Source organism: Hafnia paralvei ATCC 29927, from assembly GCF_001655005.1.
Taxonomy (GTDB): Bacteria; Pseudomonadota; Gammaproteobacteria; order Enterobacterales; family Enterobacteriaceae; genus Hafnia; species Hafnia paralvei.
This window is the reverse complement of sequence record NZ_LXET01000023.1, coordinates 1-25,092: the sequence shown is the minus strand read 5'-3', so window position 1 is coordinate 25,092 and position 25,092 is coordinate 1. Positions and strand designations below refer to the sequence as shown.

General features: G+C 50.2%; 9 protein-coding genes. 7 read left to right on the top strand and 2 right to left on the bottom strand.

Translation table 11 applies throughout. The annotated features are described in order from the left end of the window. Positions 1 to 22 precede the first annotated feature (22 nt). Both M988_RS07080 and M988_RS07075 read right to left on the bottom strand, forming a co-directional pair. On the bottom strand, positions 23 to 1,384 hold the full coding sequence (locus M988_RS07080) for a TolC family outer membrane protein (protein WP_008813944.1): 1,362 nt from the start codon (positions 1,382 to 1,384) through the stop codon (positions 23 to 25). A 286-nt stretch (positions 1,385 to 1,670) separates the two neighbouring features. Continuing rightward, positions 1,671 to 15,086 carry an Ig-like domain-containing protein gene (locus tag M988_RS07075; protein WP_082919422.1) on the bottom strand — a complete coding sequence of 4,472 codons (13,416 nt, stop codon included), beginning with the start codon at positions 15,084 to 15,086 and terminating at the stop codon, positions 1,671 to 1,673. 496 nt (positions 15,087 to 15,582) lie between these two features. Here M988_RS07075 and M988_RS07070 point away from each other — a divergent pair, with 496 nt between their 5' ends. The 7 genes from M988_RS07070 to rcsB all read left to right on the top strand — a co-directional run bounded on the left by M988_RS07070 (position 15,583) and on the right by rcsB (position 24,785). Beyond that, positions 15,583 to 16,320: a CerR family C-terminal domain-containing protein gene (locus M988_RS07070; protein WP_039187542.1), complete on the top strand. Its 738-nt coding sequence runs from the start codon at positions 15,583 to 15,585 to the stop codon at positions 16,318 to 16,320. Then, complete coding sequence (gene hlyD / locus M988_RS07065; RefSeq protein ID WP_008813947.1) at positions 16,313 to 17,311, top strand: secretion protein HlyD; 999 nt, start codon at positions 16,313 to 16,315, stop codon at positions 17,309 to 17,311. The genes M988_RS07070 and hlyD overlap by 8 nt, the downstream gene beginning before the upstream one ends. An 11-nt stretch (positions 17,312 to 17,322) precedes the next feature. Then, entirely contained in the window at positions 17,323 to 19,059 is a 1,737-nt protein-coding gene (locus M988_RS07060) for an ATP-binding cassette domain-containing protein (protein ID WP_064573444.1), read from the top strand. Continuing rightward, the gene (locus M988_RS07055) at positions 19,056 to 20,201 is read left to right on the top strand and encodes an ABC transporter permease (protein ID WP_004089570.1); all 1,146 of its coding nucleotides are present in this window, start codon (positions 19,056 to 19,058) and stop codon (positions 20,199 to 20,201) included. Before M988_RS07060 ends, M988_RS07055 begins: the two co-directional genes overlap by 4 nt. Before the next feature lie 9 nt (positions 20,202 to 20,210). Next, a complete protein-coding gene (locus M988_RS07050; protein ID WP_064573437.1) occupies positions 20,211 to 21,335 on the top strand; it encodes an ABC transporter permease in 1,125 nt (374 codons plus the stop codon). Positions 21,336 to 21,436: 101 nt separating this feature from the next. Continuing rightward, complete coding sequence (rcsD, locus tag M988_RS07045) at positions 21,437 to 24,142, top strand: phosphotransferase RcsD (protein WP_008813951.1); 2,706 nt, start codon at positions 21,437 to 21,439, stop codon at positions 24,140 to 24,142. Next, positions 24,135 to 24,785, top strand: a complete 651-nt coding sequence (gene rcsB, locus M988_RS07040) for a response regulator transcription factor RcsB (RefSeq protein WP_004089576.1) — start codon at positions 24,135 to 24,137, stop codon at positions 24,783 to 24,785. Before rcsD ends, rcsB begins: the two co-directional genes overlap by 8 nt. Positions 24,786 to 25,092: the final 307 nt, after the last annotated feature.

Below are 25,092 nucleotides of genomic sequence, written 5' to 3'. Positions count from 1 at the left end.
TCTTCTGGATTTAACGCGTTCGTCATAATGCAGGCAGGGTATCGCCCGTCACTTTTGGCCGCGAAATATTCAACATATCGAGTAAGTTATCTACTGCGCCCGCATAGCGAACAGCCGCATCCCAGACGTCATAGCGGGCAATAATCGCCGCACTATCAGCCTGTAATACATCTTGCTCAACGCTGAGTAGGTCATTCAAACTACGTTTGCTGAGCTTGTATTCATCCTGATAGACGCTGCGAGTATTTTCCGCCGAGCTGAATTGCTCTTCACCCGCCAACTGACGCTGCTGCGCACCGATCAGATCGGCATAGGCCACCGACGCTTTTTGGTTTATATCCAACTTACTCGCCTCGACCTCAGCCTGAGCCGATTGGCGATCGCCCTCCGCGGCATCCACTTTGGCACTGGTCGCTCCCCCCTGATATATCGGGGCCTGTACCACTAATTGCACCTGATCGTCCCAATAGGAGCTGGCGCTGTTTTCGTAGCGAGTTCGCCCAGCCTGCACTGAAATAGTGGGCCAGTGTTGAGCCTCGGCCTGTCGCACTCGCTGTTCGGCTGCTAACTGCTTAGCCTGCGCACTGCGAACAGCACTGTTTTGCTCATAGGGAAGGTCTTTAATGGTGATCTTTTGATCGAGGAGGTCTTTGGGTAAATCGGGAAGGTTTGTCGCCACAACGCCCGTTAAGACTGAGAGATTCGCCTGCGCTGAACGTTCTTGTGCGCGATACTGTTCATAGGTGGCGTTCATTCCAGCAATGCGGGTTTCCGCCTGAAGAACATCAGACTGCGAGCTTAGCCCCGCATCCGCGCGGAGTTTCGACATCTCTTTGACCGCTTCCAGCGATGCCAGATTGCGCTGTGCCGCAGCCATAAGCTCTTGATAACGTTTGACCTGCAAATAGGCCTGTACCGTCTGCTGTCCGACGTTATTCAGGACGCTATAGAGTTGATAATCATAAGCCGCACCGAGGTTTTGTTGCTCATCGATGCTGCCGCTCGTTTTACCAAAATCGTACAGCAGTTGATTCAGCGTCACGCCCGCCGACGCATTGCTGTTTAGCGAACCGGAAGAGTCCGTTTGATGCGAACGCCCTGCCGCACTCTGCAATGAAATCTGCGGAAACCAAGCACTTTTTGCCACGGTCAAGTTTGCCGCGCCAACATGAATCTGCGCCGACGCTTGGGCGATTTGTGGATGGCGACCAAACGCCCGCAGAATCGCTTCTTTGATCGAAAGCTCAGCCTCCATTTGCTCGGAGGGTGCTGACTGCCACTGATAATCCGCAGCCGGAGTTTTAGCCAACAGCGGAAACGAGGTAAAACAACTCAAACCACAGCACAACCAAGCCGTTACCGGCCATTTTTTTAAGCGCTTCATAATGTTGCCCCACCTTTACATCGTGATGATGGCTTATCGATTTTTGTGTTTAGAGCTCATCCCGCTCTGTGCTCCTATTCTCAAGCGAGAAAAAGGATAATGTTGGTGTAACTGTTGGCGCCCCTAACAACCACGCGTTTTTCCGTGACGCCCTCTTCGCGCCGGGTTGGCATGCCACATCCCTGTGGCCGCCTTCCCACACCAACATCCTGTTGGCGTTGCTTTAACTGCCTAGGTTTAGGCTAAAACCCATGCGTGAACTCAGGCAGCACATTGCCTCGACCATCTACATCAAATTCACGTGCAGCCCCTGTTGGATCAGAACGTCTCCCAACGTGCTGTTGCCGGTTGATGAGTTATGGTAAACGTCATAGGTCACGCCATTGACTTCACGTTGGCCGCTGACGTCCCAAATATCCCCTTGCCCATGCACCAGATTGACCCGATCGCCGACGCTACCTTTAATCAATAGGTCATCTTCAGGTTTGTCCGTCACCTTGAGCGCCTCCTTAAGATCTAATGTGATGGTGTTATTGCCCGCTTTGCCTAGATCGAAAATCTCAATGTGCTCGACTTTCATCCCCAGTGACGTTAAATCCAGATTCATATTGCTGCCGTTCAGTACCAATGTGTCGGTGCCTGAACCGCCGTCAATATGAGTGAAGCCAAGATCGGTAACGTGCACGGTATCGTTCGCCGTACTACCAGTGACTGAAGCACCGCTGTTATGCGTCCCATCCGCCAGATCAATGGTGACGCCACCGATGGTGAAAGTGCCGGAGGATGGTGTGGTGACGGATTCATCGCCACTCGTGCTAGACAGCGATTGAGACAGGTGATCCTGAGAACTGGATTGGCTGGTATCAACATCATCCAGACTCATTGCCATCATCATCGGTGCTGGCGCAGAGGTTGGAGTGATATCAATAATATGGCCATCGAGTCCCACGTTGACGCTAACGCCGTTGCCGGCATAATCGTGAGCACTCAGGTTAACGACCTTGTTGAGCAGTAATAGGTTCAGCAAATCCAACGTCAGCGTTAGCGATGCCGACCAATTTCCTTGCCCATCGACTTTGGCATCCGCCGCGAGCGTGTCATTCAGCAATGAAACATGGACGTTGTCCCCTTGCTTCAGATTGCCCGCCGTCCCTTTTATCACCAGCAATTTGCCGCCGAACAACAGATCGGTCAGCGATGGCAAAGCGAGAGCCGCCATCGTTAAAATCGGTTGGGTGAGTTTGACGCCAACATCAACGGCGGTGCTGTTGGTATTGCCCACCACGTCGGTGACTTTAACGCCAATATGCAAATTGCCGTCGGTGAGGGTTTTAAGCAGCGTAGGACTGAGGTTTAACGACCAAGTACCGTTGGTATTCACCGTGGCCTGATAGTCTACGGCACCTAACGTGACCACCACTTTTGCACCCGGTAATGCGCTACTCACCGTACCGCTCAGCAGTTGTGAAACGCCTGATTCAGCGATATTCAACACGCCATCGCTGCCAAATAGACCACTCGCAATCCCCACTGTTGGCAAATGGGTAATGACGTTGAGTGAACCCCCGGTGCTCACCGTATTGCCAATTGGGTTAGTCAACGAGACATTGACGCCTAAATTGCCATCACCAAGCAGTGACAAATCCGTTTGAGGAACGCTAATGCTCCATGAACCGTCGCTTCCCACGGTTGTGAGGTAAGACTTACCCCCTAACGTCACGGTGAGCTGAGAACCTTGTGCGTTGGTACTGGTTCCGCTAATCACTTGAGCACTGGCTAAATCGCCAATATTCAAGCCACCGTCGCCAAAAATACTGCCAATGGTCAGCGTCGGTAACGCGTGCGTGATAACAGAAAGTAGGCCGCTGGCGCTGGCAGGGTTACCGGCCACATCTTTCGCCGTAACGCTCACCGTGAGATTGCCATCCAGCAACGCTTTCAGGTCTAACGGTGGAACGGAAAGACTCCATGCGCCGTTGTTATCTACCGGTATGCTGTACGCTTTCCCGCCTAGCGTCAGGCTTAATGATCCCCCCGCCAAATTCACGGATGTGCCACTTATCACCTGAGCCGACAGCAAATCACCCACGCTCAACGCGCCATCACCAAACAGGCTGCCGATAGAAATCGATGGGAGTGCATGGGTCAGCGTGGTCAGAATCGATGGCTGGGTAATAATATTGCCAACCGAGTCGGTCACACTCACGCTAATGTTGAGTTTTCCATCGGGTAGATTGCTCAACACACTGCTGCTAATGACCTGACTCCAGGTGCCATCGGCATTGATGGTCGCCGTCAGCAGCGTTCCACCGACGTTAATATTGACGGAACCTGAGGTCATATTGGTTACTTTGCCGCTGATAGTCTGATTCACCAGCGACTCAACGTGATTAAGGTATCCATCCCCACCAAACAGAGCGTTGAGAGCAATCGTCGGCAGATTCGTCAACCCTACTTTAACGCCAGCCGTCGCCGATGAGGTGTTACCGGTCGGCGTGGTAACGGTCACCGTTGCGGTTAAGCTACCATCCGGCAATTGAGACAGATTAGCCGGCGTGAGCGTGATGCTAAAGCTACCATCCGCCAAGGTCACGCCGGTGAAGGTTTTCCCCCCCACCACTACGCTAACGGTTGAACCCAGTGGCGCACCGGTCGCAGTACCTGTAATCAATTGATTAGTCGTCGCATCCACCGCGTTCAGCAAACCATCGCCAAACAAGGAGATGTTGCTCAATACCGGTGGCAGAAGATCGAGCTTCAGACCTGCAGTTTGATCGATAGGGTTACCCGCAATGTCTTTACCGGTCACTTCTACCGTCACATTGCCGCTACCAATGCCTTGCAAAATTCCCACTAAGTCAGGCGTTAACGCCAGACTCCACTTACCATCAGAGCCGACTTTCACATTGACCGCAGGTGAACCGGCAATGCTCACGGCTAGCGTTTGCCCTGCCAACCCCGAGCTTGAGCCACCGATAGACAAGCCACCGGCCAATAGCTCCGACAACGATAATGTGCCGTCACCAAACAGCGGGTTGAAACTTAAAGTTGGTAGATTATTAACAATGACGTCCAGCAGGCTATTGCTCGTCACCACGTTGCCCGCGGGATCGGTCGCCGTAATGACGACTTTGACATTGCCATCTTGCAACGCGGCCAGATCGACCTGAGGTATACTTGCCGACCATGAGTTCCCTGTTAAGGTCGCCGTATAAGTTTTGGTACCCAGTTGTACGGTGACTGTAGTACCCGCCACCACGCTATTACCCAGTAGGCCGGATATCACGCCGCTGGTGGTACTTTCAGCCTTGTTCAAGAAGCCATCGCCCATGGCGACCACATTTTGAATGATTGGCAGATTAGTCAGCGCTAAATCAAGATTAACGGGGGTATGTTTGACGTTGCCATTAGCATCAGTCAGCACGACATCAAGCACGACTGAGCTCCCCGCCGCTGAGAGCCAAGCGCTCGGATCAATATTTAGACTCCACTTGCCATCGCTCCCCACATTCGCGGTAAATGGATGACCAAAGATGTCTACCGAGACTTTAGCGCCGGTATAGTTACCGCTGACCGTTCCGGTTAACGTTTGGGTCAGCAAGGATTCAGCCAGATTCAACACCCCATTGCCACCAATGAGCGTGTTAATCGTATCGCCTAACCCAGGGTTAAGAGCCACGTTAAGACCAACGTTGACAGGCTTACTCACGTTGCCATAAGCATCGGTGCTGGTAACGCTTATTACCTGTGGGCCATCGGTCAGAGATTGCAAATCAATCTTCGGCACAGTCAGCGACCAAATACCGGAGCTGTTGGTTTGCACGGTTTCAGTCAATGGCCCGATCTTGATAGTAATATTACTGTTAGCCTCTGCATGCCCCGAGAGCAACATACCTGCGCCAAGAGTTACCGTGTTCAACAGTCCTCCAATACTCAGAGGATCTATGCTCACGAGCGGAATAACCGTATCTACATTGACTGTATGAGTGACCTGGGTTGAGTTGCCCGCCTTATCGGTGAGCGTAACCGTGATGTCATTGTTACCTTGATTCAACAGAGCCAGATCCGCCGCAGGAACCGAGACTGACCATGTCCCTCCGCTGCCGCCATCGCTAATGACTGTAGCAGCATAGTTTTTCCCATTCAGTTGAATCTGAACGTTCTGCCCAACCTCGGAACCACTTGCCGTCCCGCTAAGAATTTGAGCTGTAGTGGCTTCAGTTGCATTGAGTTTGTCATCACCCGCAAAGGCGTTCACGGTTAACACTGGTGCTACGGTATCAACGGTAAAATTCACCGCGCCGCTTTCGCCCAAAGAGACTGCCGTGATCACATGTGGGCCATCGGTAAACTCACTGCGAGGGATCGTGACCGACCAAGAACCATCAGCATTGATGATTCCCAGATAAGGTCCGAGCACGTCCAAGCTCACGCTAACCGGCGATCCCTGTGCGATATTGATAGAGTGCCCTGTGATGGTGATATTCGCCGTCGAAAGATCGGCAATCCCCATCAGGTTATCGCCACCCACAGGATCGACCGTTAAAATTGGAATAATCGAGGCAGGATTCAGTGTAAAGGACGTCGTCAGCGAATCGACGTGGTTGTTTGCTGCATCATTGGCAGATACCACCAACGTACCTGGGCCACTGGCCAGTGAAGCTAAATCAGCAATGCCTAAATTATAACTCCATGAACCATCGGCCTTCACCTGCGCTAAGAACGTTTTTCCACCAATAGCAATGCTGACGTTTTGCCCCACGCTCAACCCTGTCGAGGTCCCGCTGATGGTTTGTGACGCATGCAAATCGCCAAAATCGACCACGCCATCGGAGGCAAAGTTCGCATTCACCACAATAGTCGGCAGTGTCAGAGCAATAAGAGCCTGACCCGACGTTGATGACGTATTGTGAGCCTGATCGGAAACGACAACGCTGATAGTTTGATTGCCGCTTCCCAGATTTGCCGCTGTAAGATCCGTCGGTTGCAGTGTTAACGACCAAGAGGTGCCATCTGCACTAATCGTCGCATCATGGGGAACCCCGTTAATCGTCACCACAACGCTGGAACTCGCCACCGTCGAACCATGCAAATCCAAAGATCCCTTCAGGACTTGAGCAGAGAGCGCATCATTGACGTTCAGCGCACCATCACCAAACGGCGTATCCAGCGTTACCGTTGGCGGCGTGAGGAATGCATGGAACACCGGCGCAGGGGTCAGTGTGGTGGAGTTTCCAGCCGCATCTTGCGCCGTCACGCTAATGGTGTGATTACCGTTGCCGATATCCAGTAAAGATTTCGGTGGAATGCTCACCAGCCAGTTACCGTTGATGTCTACGGAGCCGGTATAAACGACGCCGCCGATATCAATGCTGATTTTCACCAGTTGGTTCGCGCCCGTTAGCCCCGTTGTCCCACTGAGCAACGCGACATCGTTAGCTTCACCGATACTTAAATTGCCGTCACCAAACGGTAGGTTGATCGTCGGATTAGGCGGGGTCAACATGGCGGTAAAGTTGCCATCAACGCCAACGCTGTTACCGGCATGATCGGTGACTTGGACATGAATTTTTCCTGCCCCGTTAGCAATAGTCGATAACGCGCCAGTCGGAGCGGTAACGGTCCATTGCCCATTATCCTGTACCGTCGCGGTGAGTATCTGAGTCCCCACGGTGACTTTAACGATCTGCCCCGCGCCGGTGATCCCCGTCGTCCCCGTTAAGATTTGTGCAGCACCGGCCTCAGCAATGCTCAGTAAACCATCACCAAACGGCTGTAAAATGGTCGGCGTCGGTAAGAGATGAGTGAGGATTTCGATGTTTTGCGGTGCCGAAGTTACCACGTTTTGTGCAGAGTCAGTTACCGTGACTGTCACCGGCCACACGCCGTCTGGCAGAGACTGGAGTACGGCGCTGCTCAGCGGCAGCGTCCATGAGCCATCAGCGTTAACGGTCGCCGCCAGCGGAGTTCCGTTAACATTGACAATCACAGTAACGCCGACGTTCGTGCTAAGCCCAGATGTGCCACTCAAGCTCCCGTTACTCTGCGCTTCAAGCGCGTTGAGAATGCCATCGCCAAACGGCGTATTCAGCGTCGGAATCGGTAATGTCACTTTCGACGTAAAACCCACAACGTCGCTAGTGTCGCTGTTACCTGCCCGGTCTGTCAGCGTCACACTAATCGCATGGCTGGAATCCCCCAACGCCAGCAGCACATTGGAAGGTAATTGCACACTCCAGTTGCCATTCACGTCTACCGAACCGGTGTAGGATTTTCCATCCAGTGTGATCGTTACCGTTTGACCCGCGCCCGTCAGCCCTGAAAGGCCCGTCAGAGTTTGACCCAGTCCTGCTTCAGCATTATTCAAAATCCCATCGCCAAACAGAGGCAATGTAATCGTCGCATCCGGCAGTTGGTGAGTCAGCACATCTAACGTCGTCGAGACCGAGCTTGGGTTTCCATAGGCGTCCGAAGCCGAGACGGTAAGCGTGGCTTTTCCATCGGCCAAAACATCCAGCACATGCCCATTGACGGGAATAGACCAATTACCATTAGCATCAACGCTGCCTTTTAAGGTCACGCTGCCCACGGTGACGGTCACGATGGTTCCGGCAAGCAGATTGGTCGCTTTACCGTTTAATACCCCACCCGCGGCCGATTCGGCAATGCTAAGAATTCCGTCGGTAAACGGGGTATTCAGCGTTAGCGTTGGCAACAGATGAGTACCTACGTTAATGCTGAGATCTTTATTCGTCACGTTCCCCGCCGTATCCGTGACGACGACCGAAATCGTATTTTTACCATCCGGCAGTGCTTGTAAATCCACGGCGGCGATAGGCAATTGCCACACACCGTTGTTATCCGCCGTTACCTGTACCGTTTTGCCATTAACCGTCACGCTGACGGTCAGACCCGACTCTGTTTTGCCACTCAGAATCTGCGTTACCAATGATTCGGCATAATTTAGGATATTGTCGCTGGCGAACACATCTATCGTAAGCAGCGGAGATAGCGTATCAACCTGAATAGGGTGATTGTCGGTAACGACGTTTTGCGCCACATCTTTCACCGTCGCGCTCACGGTTTGAGTGCCCTGACCCAACGCTTGTACATCAGCCTGTGGCACGGTGGTGGACCACTGCCCGCTGGCGTCCACTTTCGCCGTGTACGTTTTACCATTCAGCGTGACGGTGACCGTTTGACCCGCGGTGACATGCGATGTGGTGCCGGTAATTTGCAGTGGACTGTTCGCCTCCTGCGCATTAATCACGTTGTCCCCAGCGACGGTATTGACGTGAATCGTCGGCAAATCAGCAGGCTGTGCAATCACAGTGACATTGTGGGTATCCGTTGCAGGGTTACCGCTGGTATCGCTGACAGACACATTAATGCTATCCAGACCATCTGGCAGCAGCTTAACGTCACTGGCTGGAACAGTGTATGACCAAGTACCATCGGCGTTAACATTCGCGGTATACACTTTGCCGTTTAGCGTAATGGTGACTTGCTGGTTCAGCTCAACGTGAGTGGTGGTGCCCGAAATCGTCAGCGCCCCATTCGCTTCCTGAGCATTGATGTAATCGTCGCCCGAGACCGTATCAATATGAATGGTAGGTTGATTGGCCGCAGACGCGTCTAATTTCACCGTTTGGCTGGTGGTTCCCGTATTTCCCGCCATGTCGGTAAGCGACGCGGTAAAATTAATATTGCCGTCATTAACGCCATTGAGCGCTCCTGCCGGCAACGTAATACTCCAGGTTCCATCCGCGTTCACCGTAGCGGTGTATGTTGAACCGTTGACCACAACCTTAAGCAACACAGACTGCCCGCTATCACTGATAGGCGCAGTGCCGCTCACAACGATCGGGCTCTGAGCCTCTGCGGCGTTAATGATATTATCGCCCGCGATAGGATCTATGGTGATCTGTGGCAGCGTTTTGTCGATTTGAGCAGAGCCATTGAGGACATCCGAATTACCCACCGCGTCACTCGCAGTCACGGTGATCGCCTGCTGACCATCATTCAAATTCGCAAAATCACTGCTTGGAATATTCGCTTTCCAGTTGCCTTGAGCATCGACCGTCGCGGTGTAACTCTTGCCACCAAAGTTGACGGTGACAGTTTGTCCAATGCCTGATACGCCGGTACTCCCACTAAGCACCTGATTATTTGTCGCTTCGACAGCATTCAAATAGCCATCACCAAATGGCGTATTTAACGTTACATGCGGTGAGGTGTGAGTAATAATTTCAAAGTTCTGGCTAGAAGATACGGGGTTTCCTGCGTTATCCAAGACCGCCAGCGTCACCGTCGAGGTACCATCAGGGATCGCCTTGGCATCTTGCACGGGAACAGTAAAGTTCCAGACGCCATTTGCCTGAATTGTGGTGGTATAAACCTTCCCATTGAGGGTTATCTCTAATGTTCCCCCCACCGGAATATTCGAGGACGTTCCACTCAGCGCCAGCCCTGACGCTATTTCTGAAATATTAACCAGATTATCACCGGTGATGGGCGACACCGTGACCACGCTAGCGGCCGTGTCCACAGAGAAATTATGAGTGGTTTGAACGCTGTTGCCGCTCAGATCACTCACCTTAACCGTGAGTGTATAGCTACCGTCATTCAGCCCATTTAATGCACTTTGTGGGATCGTCACCGACCAACTACCGTCGGCGTTCACCGTACCTGAATAACTGCCGGCGCCCAGCGTCACCGTCACCGTCTGCCCCTGCTCTACGTTGACTGTTTTACCCGTCAACGTCTGTGGATGTTGCTGTTCACCGCTGTCAACCACGTCATTTCCCGCAAAGACATTCACACTCAGCAACGGAGCATTGTTAGGGTCGGAATCAACGGTAATGTTCTGTTGCAGACTTGCGCTATTCCCCGCCTTATCCGCCACGCTAACGTTAATCGTGGCGGTGCCGTTATGTAATGCCTGTAAATCGCTGGCAGGAATACTGACGCTCCAGTTACCGCTGCCATTAACCTGCGTGGTATACATTTTGCCGTTAAGCGTTACAGTCACCGTCTGGCCTTGCTCTGCACCCACGGCGGTTCCTGATAAGGTTTCAGCCGTTTTCACCTCTTGGATGTTCAACCGATTGTCGCCGGTAAATGGATCAATCGTCAGTACAGGAGACACGGTATCCACCGATGCAACGACGCTCACATTCGCCTGATTACCCGCGATATCGCCTACCGTCACGGAAATCTGAGCACTGCCGTTGGTTAATGCCTGTAAGTCAGCCGCGGGAATCGTCACTTTCCAACCACCACTGCTGTCCACCACGCCCTGATAAGTATGACCACCAATACTCAGCGATACGGTTTGTCCTGTGCCAGCAACGCCTGTATTACCCGTGACAGTCTGTGGATTTTGGGATTCAACCTGATTCAGAACACCATCACCAAACGGTGTGCTAATCGTTGGATGCGGCAAGGTGTGGATCAACACGTTGAGGTCATGTGAAGCGTTAACCGTATTACCGGCATTATCACTCACGCTGGCAGTGATTTTCGTCACGCCGTCTTTAAGCGCCTGCAAATCAGCACTATTTACCGATGTCTGCCATGTGCCATCAGCGAGAACCGAAGCAGAATAGGTTTTACCGTTCAGAACAACCGTCACCAAGGTACCGACTGCAACATTGTTCGTCGTACCGCTGATGGTTAATGGCCCTTTGGCTTCTGATGCGTTGAGGTAGTCATCGGTTGATACAATCGCGATAGCAATGCCACCTTGAGCGGCATCTGTGCTCACCGTAAAGCCAAAGCTACCAGTATTGGTTTGGTTGGCTAAGTCAGTGACACTTACCTGACCAACAACATTGCCTTCGGCAAGTTTGGCAAGATCCGCCGATGGAATTGTCAGGCTCCACGAGCCATCGGAGAGTACGTGTGTCGTATAAGTGTGACCGTTCAGCGTCACCGTCACCAAACTACCGGCCTCTGCGTTGGTAGTGGTCCCTTTGAGGATCTGAGCGGTTTTCTCTTCCGCAGCATCCAACTTGCCATCGCCCGTAAATGGAGAGACAGCAATAGTTGGTAGCAGTGTTTTAACGGTAAAGGTGTGATTAGTGCTTGTGGTATTGCCAGCAGAATCCGTGAGGGTTGCGTTGATGGTATAGCTGCCATTCGTCAGCTTCATCAGATCATTCGCTGGTACACCAACGCTCCAACGTCCATCTAAGCCCACGGTCGCACTATAGTGTTTACCATTAATAACCACATCAACCAGCTTGCCCTGCTCAGTCGTCGACGCAGTACCTGACACTAATTGTGTTTTTTGCTGCTCGCTAACATTCAGAATATTGTCTGCGGTGAAAGCCAGAACCGAGAGCATTGGCGGTGTAATATCCACCAGCGCAGAGCCGTTTAAGACGCTGTTATTACCCGCGACATCAGTGGCTGAAACGGTGTACGTGAGATTTCCGTTCGGGAAACTATGCAAATCGTTCACTGGAACCGAAACGCTCCAGTTACCCTTGGCATCAACCTGCGCGACATACACCTTATCACCTAAGGTCACACTGACGGTTTGCGGCGATCCACTGATCCCCGTCGTTCCTTTCAGAACCTGAATCTGCCCCGACTCTTGCAAGTTCAAGATGCCATCGCCAAACGGTGGATTGATCGTCGGAGATGGAAGCGTATGCGCCAAAACATTCACAGAATGTGTCGTAGAAACGGCATGGCCTAAACTGTCGGTAGCCGTCGCGGTGACGGATTTGGCACCGTCAGTAAGACCAGCCAAATCAGCAGTGGGTACGCTGATAGTCCAACCTCCGCTGATACCGACGGTCGCGTTATAGGTTTTACCGTTAAACTCCACCTTGACGATTGCGCCAGCGCTAACCCCCGACGTCGTGCCACTAATGGCTAGCGGCTGCAATAATTCTTGCGCATTAATATAGTCATCCGTCGAGATAATCGAAATAGCAATACCTGACTGATCCGCCGCTGAGGTGAAATTATGCGAAGCAGTCGCAGATTGTCCTGCGTTATCGCTAACGCTGGCGGTAAAGCTATGCGAACCGTTGGCCAGACCAACAAGATCTCCTGATGGAACAGTGACTTTCCAACTACCGTCGGCGTTTACCGTGGCAAGATAGGTTTTACCGCCGTCGAGGGTAACCGTTACCGTCCGGCCCGCTTCCACATGGGTTGTTTTACCGCTCACCGTTTGGCTAACCTGAGCCTCTGCACCATCTAGCTTATCGTCGCTTGCAAACACCGCGACGCTAATTGTTGGCTTACTCTCTTTAACTTCGACGTCCGTCGTGACCGTCGTGACGTTTCCAGCCGGATCTTTCACGGTAGCAACGAGAGGATAGTTACCGTCATTAAGACCGCTGAGATCGCTGCTTGGGATCGAAAGCTGCCAGTGACCATTAGCATCAACAATCGCCGTATAGTTTTTTCCGTTAAAGCTAACGGTAACCGTTTGCCCTTTTTCGTCAGGCGTGGTTTGTCCGCTTACTATTTGCGCTTTTCCAGCTTCACTCGCGCTAAGGACATTATCCCCAGCAAAAGGCGCAACGTTTAACACCGGTGGCGTAGTATCCACGGTGGAATTAGCCTGAGTGCTGCCGGGGTTGCCCGCCTGATCGGTTACATTGACGTTGATAGGCACCGTTCCAGCCGGAAGGTGCTGTAGATCGCCTGCAGGAACCGTGACACTCCAGTTACCGTTTTCATCAACGCTGCCGGTATATTCTTTACCGCCAATCATGACAATAACGGTTTGCCCTGGACCTTTACTGCCGGTAGTACCGCTTAGCGTTTGATCTTTTTGCGATTCACTGCCGTTAAGATAGCCATCACCGAACGGAGGATTCAGTGTTGGCTGCGGAAGGTGATGCGTCACAACCAGGAGATTTTCCTGATCGGTAACAGTATTGTGGTTTTGATCGGAAACGCTGGCTTTAAGGAGGTAATTGCCATCGTTTGGCAACGCCTTAAGGTCGGCCGTTGGAATGGTGGTGTTCCAATTTCCTTGAGCATCGACTTTCGCAGTATAAGTCTTGCCGTTGAGCGTAACGGTCACTGTTTGACCCGCTAAAACGTTGGAGGTCGTTCCGCGAACCAAAAGGTCTTTTCCAGACTCTTGGGCATTAAGAATATTGTCACCCGCAAGGATGGCAATCGAGATACCGCCTGCGCTGCTATCAACATTAATGGTATGGCTATCTGTTGCTTTCTGGCCTGCCAGATCGGTAGCACTCACCGTAATTTGGCTGTTGCCTTGCGCCAGCAACATCAGATCTGCTGCAGGGATGGTGACCTTCCACGTACCATCAGATTGCACCTGAGTCGTATAGCTTTTCCCTCCTAGTGTCACCGTGATCACTCGACCAGTTTCAAGGTTCAAGGAGCTTCCGCTCAGGATCTGATCGGTTTTTAGCTCAGAACCATTTAACTTATCATCGCCGGTAAACGGTGAAATGGTGAGAGAGGGGCTGGAGGTCTTCACATCGAAACTTTCATGTACCGTCACCGTATTACCATACTTGTCCGTGATAGAAACGCTGAGGTCTTGTGCACCTTGCTGTAGCAATTTCAGATCGGTGCTTGGAACGCTAATACTCCAAGTACCATCAGCATGAACAACGCCGGTATAGGTCTTGCCATTTAGCGTTAGAGTAACGGTTCTTCCTGCGTTGGTTGCCTGAGTTGTCCCGCTCAATAATTGATCGTGCAAACTTTCTGCTTTGCTCAGAACATTGTCACCGGCAAAAGGACTCAACGTGAGATTAGGATTCACAGTTTTGACATCAAAACTTTCGTGTACCGTCACCGTATGGCCATTTTTATCGGTGAGAGACACGGTTAAATCGTGGGAGCCTTGCTGCAGTTGCTTTAGGTCGGCGCTAGGAACGCTAATGCTCCAAGTACCATCGGCATTAACAACGCCGGTGTAGGTTTTACCATTTAGCGTCAGGGTGACGGTTCGCCCCGCATTGGTCGACTGAGTCGTTCCGCTTAATAGTTGATTTAACAAGCTTTCGGCGCGGTTAAGTACGTTATCGCCAGCAAAAGCATTCAATTTTAAGGTTGGGTTTGTTGTTCCACCACCATTCCCGCTGCCATTGCCATTGCCGCCGTTGCCATTTCCATTGCCTCCACCATTGCCATTGCCATTACCACCATTTCCATTTCCGCTTCCGTCTCCTGAGTTGCTGTTGCCATGTCCTCCGCCTCCTCCACCAGCAGCCAGTGCTATACCACCGCCGATGGCTAATGCCCCGAGAACCCCGCCAATCACACCGGCAGAGATACCTTCATGCCCAACTAATGTTGTGATCCCATCACCCAACGTTTGATAAGTCGGGATCACGGCTTGTGCGGTCGAAGAACCGGCCATATCTGCAAACGGGAAAATGGCATGGTGCGTCGTTTTGCCATCGTCAAAAACTAATTCGCTGTGTTCACCGTGTTCATCAATAAAGAAGAAACGCTGATAACGCATGGTAGAGCCATCTTTCATATGAACAATAAGATCGTTACCCTGACGTTCATAGCTGGCAACCATTGCAGAATCACCGTGGATTCTAACCACGCTGGATTCGGTCAGGGTAACCACTCGGTTACCTTGCGCATGCGCGTACTGAGTTATTTGCTTGCCGTTAGAACGCGCGACAATATCAACGTTTCCAGAATTCTCTAATGTGCCAGATGCTGAATTCGACTGTGCCATAACCGCCCCTTCAATCACTTTGCTGTATATAAAGCGCGCTTAAAAGCGACGCAAACTGAACCGCAGAACAGCTTTTAAGCTGTTCCGTAAAAATCACTGGCCTAGTTAAAAAAACTAAAAACAAAGAGTAGAAATGCGTTGATACTTTTTAGAATAAATTCCCTTACCTAGAAATATATAAACAACGATTGATAATTAGGCAATCTGCAATTTACATAAATTTAACTATGTGGCGAGTAAGTAAGGTTTTTTTTTCATGACATACTGCATCGAACTGATTAAAATAAAAATATTTAAATTAAAATCAATAAGATAAAAGAAAACGCAAAAAGCAAAGACGAAAAGAGAGGATGTTAATGGTTAGTAAATTTATTCATTCCTAAAATCTATCATTAGTCCAACTAATCATAATTTCTAATTATTTATTATCGACCTTTACAGCCAGATCTTTAGCGCCTAAAGTTAATCAATCATATGATTAACTTTAGGCGTGGCGATGAAATCATCTGACCAACCTTTAAATACGCCGACCACATCCCGCGGCGAGCAAGCAAAACAAGCGCTGATAGATTCCGCCATTATTCTCTTCGGCGAACGCGGGCTTGAAGGGGCCACCACACGCGATATAGCCTTAAAAGCTGGGCAAAACATCGCGGCAATTACCTACTACTTTCAATCTAAAGAGGGGCTATATCTGGCCGTGGCCCGATGGATTAGCGAGTTTATTAGCCGAGCGTTTGCCCCATTAGAGCACGAGTGCTCGCTGTTTCTTGCGCAGAAGGCCCCCGCGCCAAGCGAATACTTATCCTTTATTCGTCGCGGCCTGAGCATTTTTTGTCATCTGATGACGCAGCCCGAAACGCTGCATCTCAGCCAGATAATGTCCCGCGAGCAGTTAGCCCCCACCGCCGCCTACCCGCTGATCCATCAACAATGTATTGCCCCTTTGCATCAGCTAATGACAAAACTGGTCGCGGGTTACAGCGGTTTGCCCCCTGAAAGCAGCATTACGACCCTGCATACACACGCCTTATTAGGCGAAGTGTTGGCTTTTCGCATGGCGCGCGAAACGATACGGATTCAGGCCGGTTGGGCGTCGATTGGCCCCGAACAGGCTGATTTAATTAATCAGGTATTACAACAACATATCGAGTTATTACTGAACGGACTGCGTATGACTTATTCACCTCACGGTCAGATGCAGTCGACTACGTATGGAAATAGTGATGAATAACAAAAAGCTTATTGGGATCGTTGCCGTACTGGTTATTGTTGCCCTCGCGCTCGGTGGTTTTTACTACTACCGCAGCCATGAGGATCGTGGTTTAACGCTTTACGGTAATGTGGATATTCGAACCGTAAACTTAGGCTTTCGCGTCGGGGGGCGCCTAGCTTCGCTGGACGTGGATGAAGGCGATACCGTGACCCGCGGAATGTTGTTGGGAAAACTTGATGATGCCCCCTTCGTCAACTCGCTAAACGAAGCTAAAGCCAACGTCGCAGCAGCCCAAGCTCAGCTGGATTTATTGCTAGCAGGCTATCGTACTGAAGAGATTGCTCAGGCTCGCGCTGCCGTTGCACAGCAACAGGCGGCCTTTAGCTACGCCGACAGTTATCTGAAACGTCAGCAAGGCTTGTGGGCAAGTAAAGCCACCTCTGCCAACGATCTGGAAGATGCCAAAACCGCACGCAATCAGGCATTAGCTAATTTGCAGGCGGCCAAAGATAAGCTGTCTCAATATGAAACAGGTAACCGCCCGCAGGAAATTGAACAGGCGCAGGCGAGCTTAGCTCAGGCTCAGGCTGCGGCGGATCAGGCGGAACTTAATCTAAAAGATACTCAGCTGATTGCCCCCTCGGATGGCACCATTCTGACTCGTGCGGTAGAACCCGGCACCATGCTGGCCTCTGGCAGCACGGTATTCAGCGTATCGTTAACCCGACCAGTTTGGATCCGCGCGTATGTCAGTGAAGAGAACCTCAGCAAAGCCATACCAGGAACGGAAATACAGATTTATACCGACGGTCGCCCAAATAAACCTTATCACGGCAAAATCGGTTTTGTTTCGCCAACCGCAGAATTTACCCCGAAAAGCGTCGAAACACCGGAGTTACGCACCGATTTAGTGTATCGCCTGCGTGTTATCGTAACCGATGCAGATGACAGTCTACGTCAAGGAATGCCTGTCACATTGCGCTTCAACGACGACGGCGCAACACGCTAAGGAATGCAAGCATGAGTACGCAACACGAAATCGTGCTCGACGGCGTAGCAAAGCGTTTTGCGGGCATGGCACAACCGGCGGTCGCCAGTCTAACTACGCGCATTGCCAGTGGTGCCGTAATGGGGCTCGTCGGACCGGACGGTGCAGGGAAAACGACGCTCATTCGTATGCTCGCTGGTCTTCTGAAACCAAGCACCGGCAAAATACAGGTAGTCGGTTTGGATCCCATTGCCCAAGACAGCGAATTGCACGCTATTTTGGGCTATATGCCGCAAAAGTTTGGACTATATGAAGATCTCACCGTTATCGAAAACCTTACGCTGTACGCCGATCTGCGTGGCGTAATCGGTGAGGAGCGGCAAAAAACCTTCGAAAAACTGCTGAAGTTTACGGATTTAACCCGTTTTACCGAACGGTTAGCCGGTAAGCTATCCGGAGGAATGAAGCAAAAGCTTGGCTTAGCCTGTACCTTAGTCGGCGAGCCCAAAGTTCTGCTGCTGGATGAACCCGGCGTCGGTGTCGATCCTATTTCTCGCCGCGAACTCTGGCGCATGGTGCACGAGCTGGCAGACGAAGGAATGCTGATCCTATGGAGCACCTCCTATCTCGATGAAGCCGAGCAGTGCCGAGAAGTTCTGCTGATGAACGAAGGTAAACTGCTTTACAGCGGCGCCCCACAAGAATTAACCCAACGCATGGCGGGCCGCACCATTTTACTGCGCGCTAAAGGCATCTCACACCGCAAATTGCTGCAACGTGCTATCTGCCTCCCATCGGTCAGTGATGGTGTCATCCAAGGTAAATATCTGCGCTTGATTCTGAAAGAAAACGCCGAACACTCTGCTTTGTTACAAGCGCTCGAACAGCCTGAAGCCGAATTGCTAGAAGCCGAGCCGCGTTTTGAAGATGCCTTCATCGATTTGCTCGGCGGGGGGCCCGACCATGAATCTGAGTTGGCGAAAATTATGCCGCAGGTCAAAGTCGATCCTGCTGAAACCGTCATTGAGGCGCAGCAGCTAACCAAAAAGTTTGGTGATTTTGCCGCTACTGACCACGTTGATTTTCAGGTCAAACGCGGCGAAATATTTGGTCTTTTAGGACCCAATGGTGCAGGTAAGTCCACCACTTTCAAAATGATGTGTGCCCTACTTAAACCGACCAGCGGCAAAGCGTTGGTGTTGGGACTGGATCTGAAAACCGATTCTGGTCGAGCACGTCAGCATTTGGGCTATATGGCGCAGAAGTTTTCGCTCTATGGCAATCTGACGGTGGCACAAAATCTGAAGTTCTTCTCCGGCGTATACGGGCTGAAAGGCAAACAGCAAAAAGACAAAATTAACGGCATGATCAATGCCTTTAACTTCACGCCGATTTTAGACCAAACCCCAGATTCTCTGCCGCTGGGTTTCAAGCAACGGCTAGCGTTAGCCTGTTCGCTGATGCATGAACCTGACATCCTTTTTCTGGATGAACCGACTTCAGGCGTTGATCCCCTCACCCGCCGAGAATTTTGGCTGCACATTAACGGTATGGTTGATAAAGGCGTCACGGTTATGGTCACCACGCACTTTATGGATGAAGCGGAATATTGTGATCGCATCGGGCTAGTCTATCGCGGCAAAATTATCGCCGCAGGATCGCCCGATCAGCTAAAAAACAGCGTCGCCAACGATGACAATCCAAACCCGACCATGGAGCAAGCTTTCATTGAGCTGGTTCAGGGATACGATAAGGAGCAAATGTCATGAGTGAAAGTGCTAACAATATCCATTTTTCCTGGCGGCGGCTGCGCGCGTTATGTCGCAAGGAAACCGCACAGATCCTGCGTGATCCAAGCAGCGCGTTAATTGCCGTGGTCATTCCGCTGATGCTGCTGTTCATTTTTGGCTATGGTATCAATCTAGACTCCAGCAAACTGCATGTCGGTATCTTAATGGAACAGCAATCCGAAGACGCCCGCGATTTGGCAAATACCTTTATTGGTTCCCCCTATATCGCGGCTACGGTGAGCGACGATCGTCAGGGCCTCATTAAGAAACTTCAGGCTGGGAAAATTCGTGGGCTGATCGTGATTCCCGTCGATTTCTCTGCTCAATTGGCTCGCCCAGAGGGAAAAGCTCCCATTCAGGTTATTACCGACGGCAGTGAACCTAATACAGCAAACTTTGTGCAAGGCTATGCCGAAGGTATCTGGCAAATCTGGTTACAACAGCGCGCTGTTGATAACGGTGGTGAATTTAAGCCATTAATCAACGTGCAGCTACGCTATTGGTTTAACCCTGCCGCGATCAGCCAACATTTTATTATTCCCGGCGCCATTACCATTATCATGACGGTAATCGGTGCGATTCTAACCTCGCTGGTCATTGCCCGAGAATGGGAGCGCGGCACCATGGAAGCCCTGCTGTCTACGCAGGTAACGCGTACCGAACTGCTGCTTTCTAAGCTATTGCCCTATTACATATTGGGTCTGCTCGCTATGACGCTGTGTATGCTGGTGGCGGTATTCGTGATGGGCGTACCCTATCGAGGCTCGCTGGCGATATTGTTTGTGATGACCAGTCTGTTTCTGGCAAGCACACTGGGAATGGGGCTGTTAATTTCAACTATTACTCGTAACCAGTTCAATGCCGCAATGGTTGCGCTGAATGCGGGTTTCTTACCCGCGGTGATGCTTTCTGGCTTTATCTTTGAAATCGACAGCATGCCCGCTATTGTTCAGGCGGTGACTTATGTCATCCCCGCACGCTACTTTGTCAGTACCTTACAAACGCTATTTTTAGCTGGGAATATCGGCAGCGTTCTGCTCGTTAACCTGTTGTTTTTGATTATTTCCGCCGTGGTATTTATCGGGCTTACCGCCTGGAAAACCAAGCGTCGTCTGGATTAAGGATGTGTTATGTTTTATAGACTGTGGACTCTGATCGTTAAAGAACTTCAATCGCTACTGCGCGATCCACAGACTCGCGCCATCTTAATCATGCCGGTAATTTTACAGGTAGTGCTGTTTCCTTTTGCCGCGACGCTGGAAGTGACTAACGCCAGCATCGCAATTTACAGTGAAGACAGCGGTCAATCTTCTGTTGAGCTCACACAACGTTTTGCCAAGGCAAAGGCATTTTCAAACGTTTTATTGCTACACAGTCCGCAGGAAATTGCACCTACGATTGATAACCGTCAAGCGCTGCTGCTGATCCGTTTTCCAGCCAATTTCTCTCGCGATATTCTGTCTGGTCATCAGGCGCCATTGCAGTTAATACTGGATGGACGTAGCTCGAACAGCGCCCAAATTGCCGCAAACTACGTGCAACAAATCGTGCGTGATTATCAGCAAGAATTGGTCAGTGGTCAGCCAGCGCAATCAAAAGATTTGGCCCAGAAAAACTCAGCGTTGGTGGTACGCAACTGGTACAACCCGAATCTAGATTACAAATGGTTTGTGGTGCCATCTTTGATTGCCATGATTACCACTATCGGCGTGCTGATCGTCACTTCCCTTTCGGTTGCGCGCGAGCGTGAACAAGGGACGCTGGAACAGTTGCTGGTTTCGCCGCTTAATACTTGGCAGATCTTTGTCGGCAAGGCGATTCCCGCACTGATAGTCGCCACTTTCCAAGCCACTATCGTGTTATTGATTGGGATCTTTGCTTATCAGATTCCATTTGCCGGATCGCTGCTGCTGTTTTACTTTACGATGCTGATCTATGGGCTTTCATTAGTGGGTTTTGGTCTCCTGATTTCATCGCTCTGTTCAACCCAACAGCAGGCGTTTATCGGCGTATTTGTCTTTATGATGCCCGCGATTTTACTGTCAGGGTATGTATCACCGGTGGAAAATATGCCCGTGTGGCTGCAAAACCTGACGTGGGTGAACCCCATCCGCCACTTCACCGATATCACCAAAGAGCTCTATTTAAAGGATGTTAGCTTCGATATTATCTGGCACAGTTTATGGCCGCTGTTGGTGATAACGCTCACCACGGGCAGCGCTGCTTATGCCATGTTTAGACGCAAGATTGCGTGAAAACAGGTATATATCCGAAACCATAAGCAACTCATGTCAGTTCGCAACACTATTGCTATACTGCGACACAGAATTTGTCTAGGTAGGGTCATATCAACACTATGTTAAGTCCGAAGGAACCGTCTAAAAGCAACGATGCCTCACTTTCAGGGATTACCCGCAGCTATGCGTTGTTTATTTGTCTACTGGTTCTAGCAAACTTGTTGTATGGCTATAACTATGTCAATGCATATATCAACAGCAAACAAACCATGCTGTCATCGGTGGCCGACCAGCTACAAAAGCGCATCGAAACCTATCGCTTTGTGACCTACCAAATCTATGACAATCTTTCTGCCAGCAATTCGGTGCAGCTACCCTCTCCTGTCAATGAAATCCGTTTACGCCCCGATATCTATCTGCTGGAGAAGAGCCGTCATAAGACTGACGCTTTAATTTTCGGCCTACACGACGTAACGACCAGCGATCTCGCGATGCGGATGTCGAACTATCTCGACATCCTGTGGGGCGCAGAGACAGAAACTTATTCGATGTATTATCTGAATGGGCAAGATAATAGCCTGATTCTGATCTCGACCATGCCGATGAAAGATCTCTCCGCGCGCTATAAAGAGGGATATCTCGGCAACGTGGTCGAGTCGCGAAAAGCCGAAATGCTACAACAATCTAACTCATTGGATGAACGCGAAGGATTCTCAGGGCTGCGCAAATTTCGCTTCCTAAACTCTTACTATTTTACCTTACGTACCACGTTCAATAATCCGGGGCATTTGGCCACCGTTGTCGCTTTTGACCTGCCCGTCGGCGATATTCTGCCTCGCGATTTGCCGGTACAACGCTTCCAAATTACAGAAAATCCTGACTCGCTATCAGAAATGATGTCTCGTGAGGAAATTCCTGCGGCTTATACCACGCTAAGGTGGCCATGGCTGACAATTAGCGCTCCGTTGTATAACACACCTTTAAAGGTGGATTTCAATGTTCCGGCGACGACCCTGATTGTAGATATGCTAAGAAATAATTTCTGGCTGCTCTTAATCAATCTGCTGGTGTTAGCGCTGTCATTTACGGGCTTTTATTTTGTGCGTCATCAATATATCCGCCCAGGTAAACGCATGGCGGCGCAGCTGAGCGCCCAGCAAGAGATGAATCAGGAGATCATTACTCACCTACCGATCGGCCTGCTGATTTATCGCTTTGACACTGATACCGTAGTTGCCAGCAATAAGATTGCCGATCACCTGCTACCACACCTCAGCCTGAGTAAAATTGCCAGCATGGCGCAGGAGCATCAGGGGCGGATTCAGGCGACGGTCAATAATGAAATGTATGAAATTCAAATGGTGCGTAGCCAGCAGAATATTAAATCTGCCCTTTTCCTAATGCGCGATTTGGATAAAGAGATGATGGTCAGCAAAAAGCTGAAACAGGCTCAGAGTGAATATGAGAAAAATCTTACCGCACGAAAAATAATGACCAGCAATCTTAGCCGTGAGCTTAACGATCCCCTGAGCAATATTCAGAAGCTGGTAACGGATATCCAAAATAATAAAGATGACCCGCGCGTACTGGATTTACTGTGGGCAGAAGCTCGCCACGCGCAGGTTTTAATTAATGAAATCACGCTACTGACTGAAATAGAAAACCGTGATTGGCGTCCAGTCACTGAAACGTTCAACCTCAACAAGCGCATTGATGAACTGCTTAAACGTAGTCTGCCGGAAATTCGCCGCAAGGGGTTAACATTGATCAATCACACCGATATCGAGCCAGAAAGAGAATTCATCGGTGACATACGATCATTAGAACAAGTACTTTCCATGCTGTTGCACTATTCCATTATTACCACGGTGTATGGAAAGATCACACTAAAAGTGACGCAGAAGCCAGAGTCACCAGATCACCTTTATTTTGAACTCAGTGATACGGGAACCGGCGTGTCGAACAAGGAAATTTATGGTCTACGCTACCCCAATTTAGGCGAGCCGCAGAGCGACCGTTTCGCTAAAGGCTCAGGCATGACCTATTATCTTTGTGGTCAGTTGTGCAAAAGAATGAGTGGCAGACTGGATATCCAAAGCAAAGATGATATTGGCACAAGGTACAACTTCAACTGCATTATGCATCCGGTCGAAAAGCAGGAAGAAGAGTCCGAAAAATTACTCGATGGAATTACGGCATATCTGCAAATTACGTCCGATGAAATCCGCAGCCTGATTACACATAAACTCGCGGCGTTTGGAGCGGCATCGATTATTGCAGATGGCCGAGATGCCAATGAAGAATATGATATTACGCTCACGGATTCTCCCGACAATGCTGATGACTACACACTGCTTTTAGTGTCAGACATCGATGGCTTTGAAGAGTATGCGCCGCATCGCATTAAGGCAAATTTCAACCTGACAGAGCCGCTAATTGACGCCATTCTGCTACTTATTGAACAGCAAATAGCGGTCACAGAATCGCCAATCGATACGGATTATGCCGAAAATGAAGATCCAGCATCTGATAGCACTCCTTTTAAATCAAAGGATTACTTTTCCCTGTTTGTTGAAACAGTACCGGAAGATGTACAGAAACTGTATACTGAGGCGGAACAGAGTGATTTATCCCCGCTTTCACTAACTGCACATCGCCTAAAAGGCGTTTTTGCCATGCTTAACATCCCTACCGGCAAAACGTTATGTGAACAGTTAGAGCACGCCATAAAAGAAAGCGACGTAACAAATATAAAGATTTTGATCAGTCAGATTGATACTTTTGTCAGCCGACTGCTTCTACTAGGTAGCCAACAACATGAATAACCTAAATGTAATTATTGCTGATGACCATCCAATTGTCCTATTCGGTATTCGGAAGTCACTTGAACAAATCGAATGGGTTAACGTTGTCGGGGAATTTGAAGACTCAACGGCACTCATCAATAGCTTATCTAAGCTGGATGCGAATGTACTGATCACCGATCTTTCCATGCCGGGTGACAAATACGGCGATGGCATTACCTTGATTAAATATATCAAGCGCCACTTCCCTCATTTGTCGATTATTGTTCTGACGATGAATAATAACCCTGCTATTTTGAGCGCCGTTCTCGAATTAGACATTGAAGGTATCGTTCTTAAACAGGGCGCACCGGCTGATTTGCCGAAAGCCTTAGCCGCGCTGCAAAAGGGTAAGAAATTCACGCCAGAAAGCGTGTCTAAACTGCTCGAGAAAATCAGCGCGAGTGGCTATGGTGATAAACGTTTGTCACCAAAAGAAAGCGAAGTATTGCGCCTGTTTGCCGAAGGTTTCTTGGTAACGGAAATCGCTAAAAAGCTAAACCGCAGTATCAAAACGATCAGTAGCCAAAAGAAATCTGCAATGCTGAAATTAGGCGTTGATAACGATATCGCACTGCTGAACTACCTTTCTTCCGTGAATATTATGTCGGTGGATAAAGAGTAAGGGTGCATAAACCGGTGCCATTTTTGCACGGTTTTGTTCTATGTTATGACTGTGTAAGGTTCCGCCCGCCAGTCGGTATCGAGCGTCATTGAGACACCAATGACGGCGTACGGGCAGAGACCACCAGCGCGTGGTCTCTGCACTCGCGCGCTTTTATCCGAGATGCCATCTCCGCTCCGGTTTGGTATCGCCCATCTCGGGCGCCCCAAACTCCGTCACGACATCCCTGTCGTGCCGGCTCTCCCTACGAATGCTTAAGCTAAAAAACTGCGAGATTTGGGTTTTGACCTTTCCGGCACATTACCGA

What these genes read in the sequence shown, in the direction of transcription:
- M988_RS07080 (WP_008813944.1), bottom strand. Translation starts at nt 1,384, where the DNA reads ATGAAGCGCTTAAAAAAATGGCCGGTAACGGCTTGGTTGTGCTGTGGT.
- M988_RS07075 (WP_082919422.1), bottom strand. Translation starts at nt 15,086, where the DNA reads ATGGCACAGTCGAATTCAGCATCTGGCACATTAGAGAATTCTGGAAAC.
- M988_RS07070 (WP_039187542.1), top strand. Translation starts at nt 15,583, where the DNA reads ATGAAATCATCTGACCAACCTTTAAATACGCCGACCACATCCCGCGGC.
- hlyD (WP_008813947.1), top strand. Translation starts at nt 16,313, where the DNA reads ATGAATAACAAAAAGCTTATTGGGATCGTTGCCGTACTGGTTATTGTT.
- M988_RS07060 (WP_064573444.1), top strand. Translation starts at nt 17,323, where the DNA reads ATGAGTACGCAACACGAAATCGTGCTCGACGGCGTAGCAAAGCGTTTT.
- M988_RS07055 (WP_004089570.1), top strand. Translation starts at nt 19,056, where the DNA reads ATGAGTGAAAGTGCTAACAATATCCATTTTTCCTGGCGGCGGCTGCGC.
- M988_RS07050 (WP_064573437.1), top strand. Translation starts at nt 20,211, where the DNA reads ATGTTTTATAGACTGTGGACTCTGATCGTTAAAGAACTTCAATCGCTA.
- rcsD (WP_008813951.1), top strand. Translation starts at nt 21,437, where the DNA reads ATGTTAAGTCCGAAGGAACCGTCTAAAAGCAACGATGCCTCACTTTCA.
- rcsB (WP_004089576.1), top strand. Translation starts at nt 24,135, where the DNA reads ATGAATAACCTAAATGTAATTATTGCTGATGACCATCCAATTGTCCTA.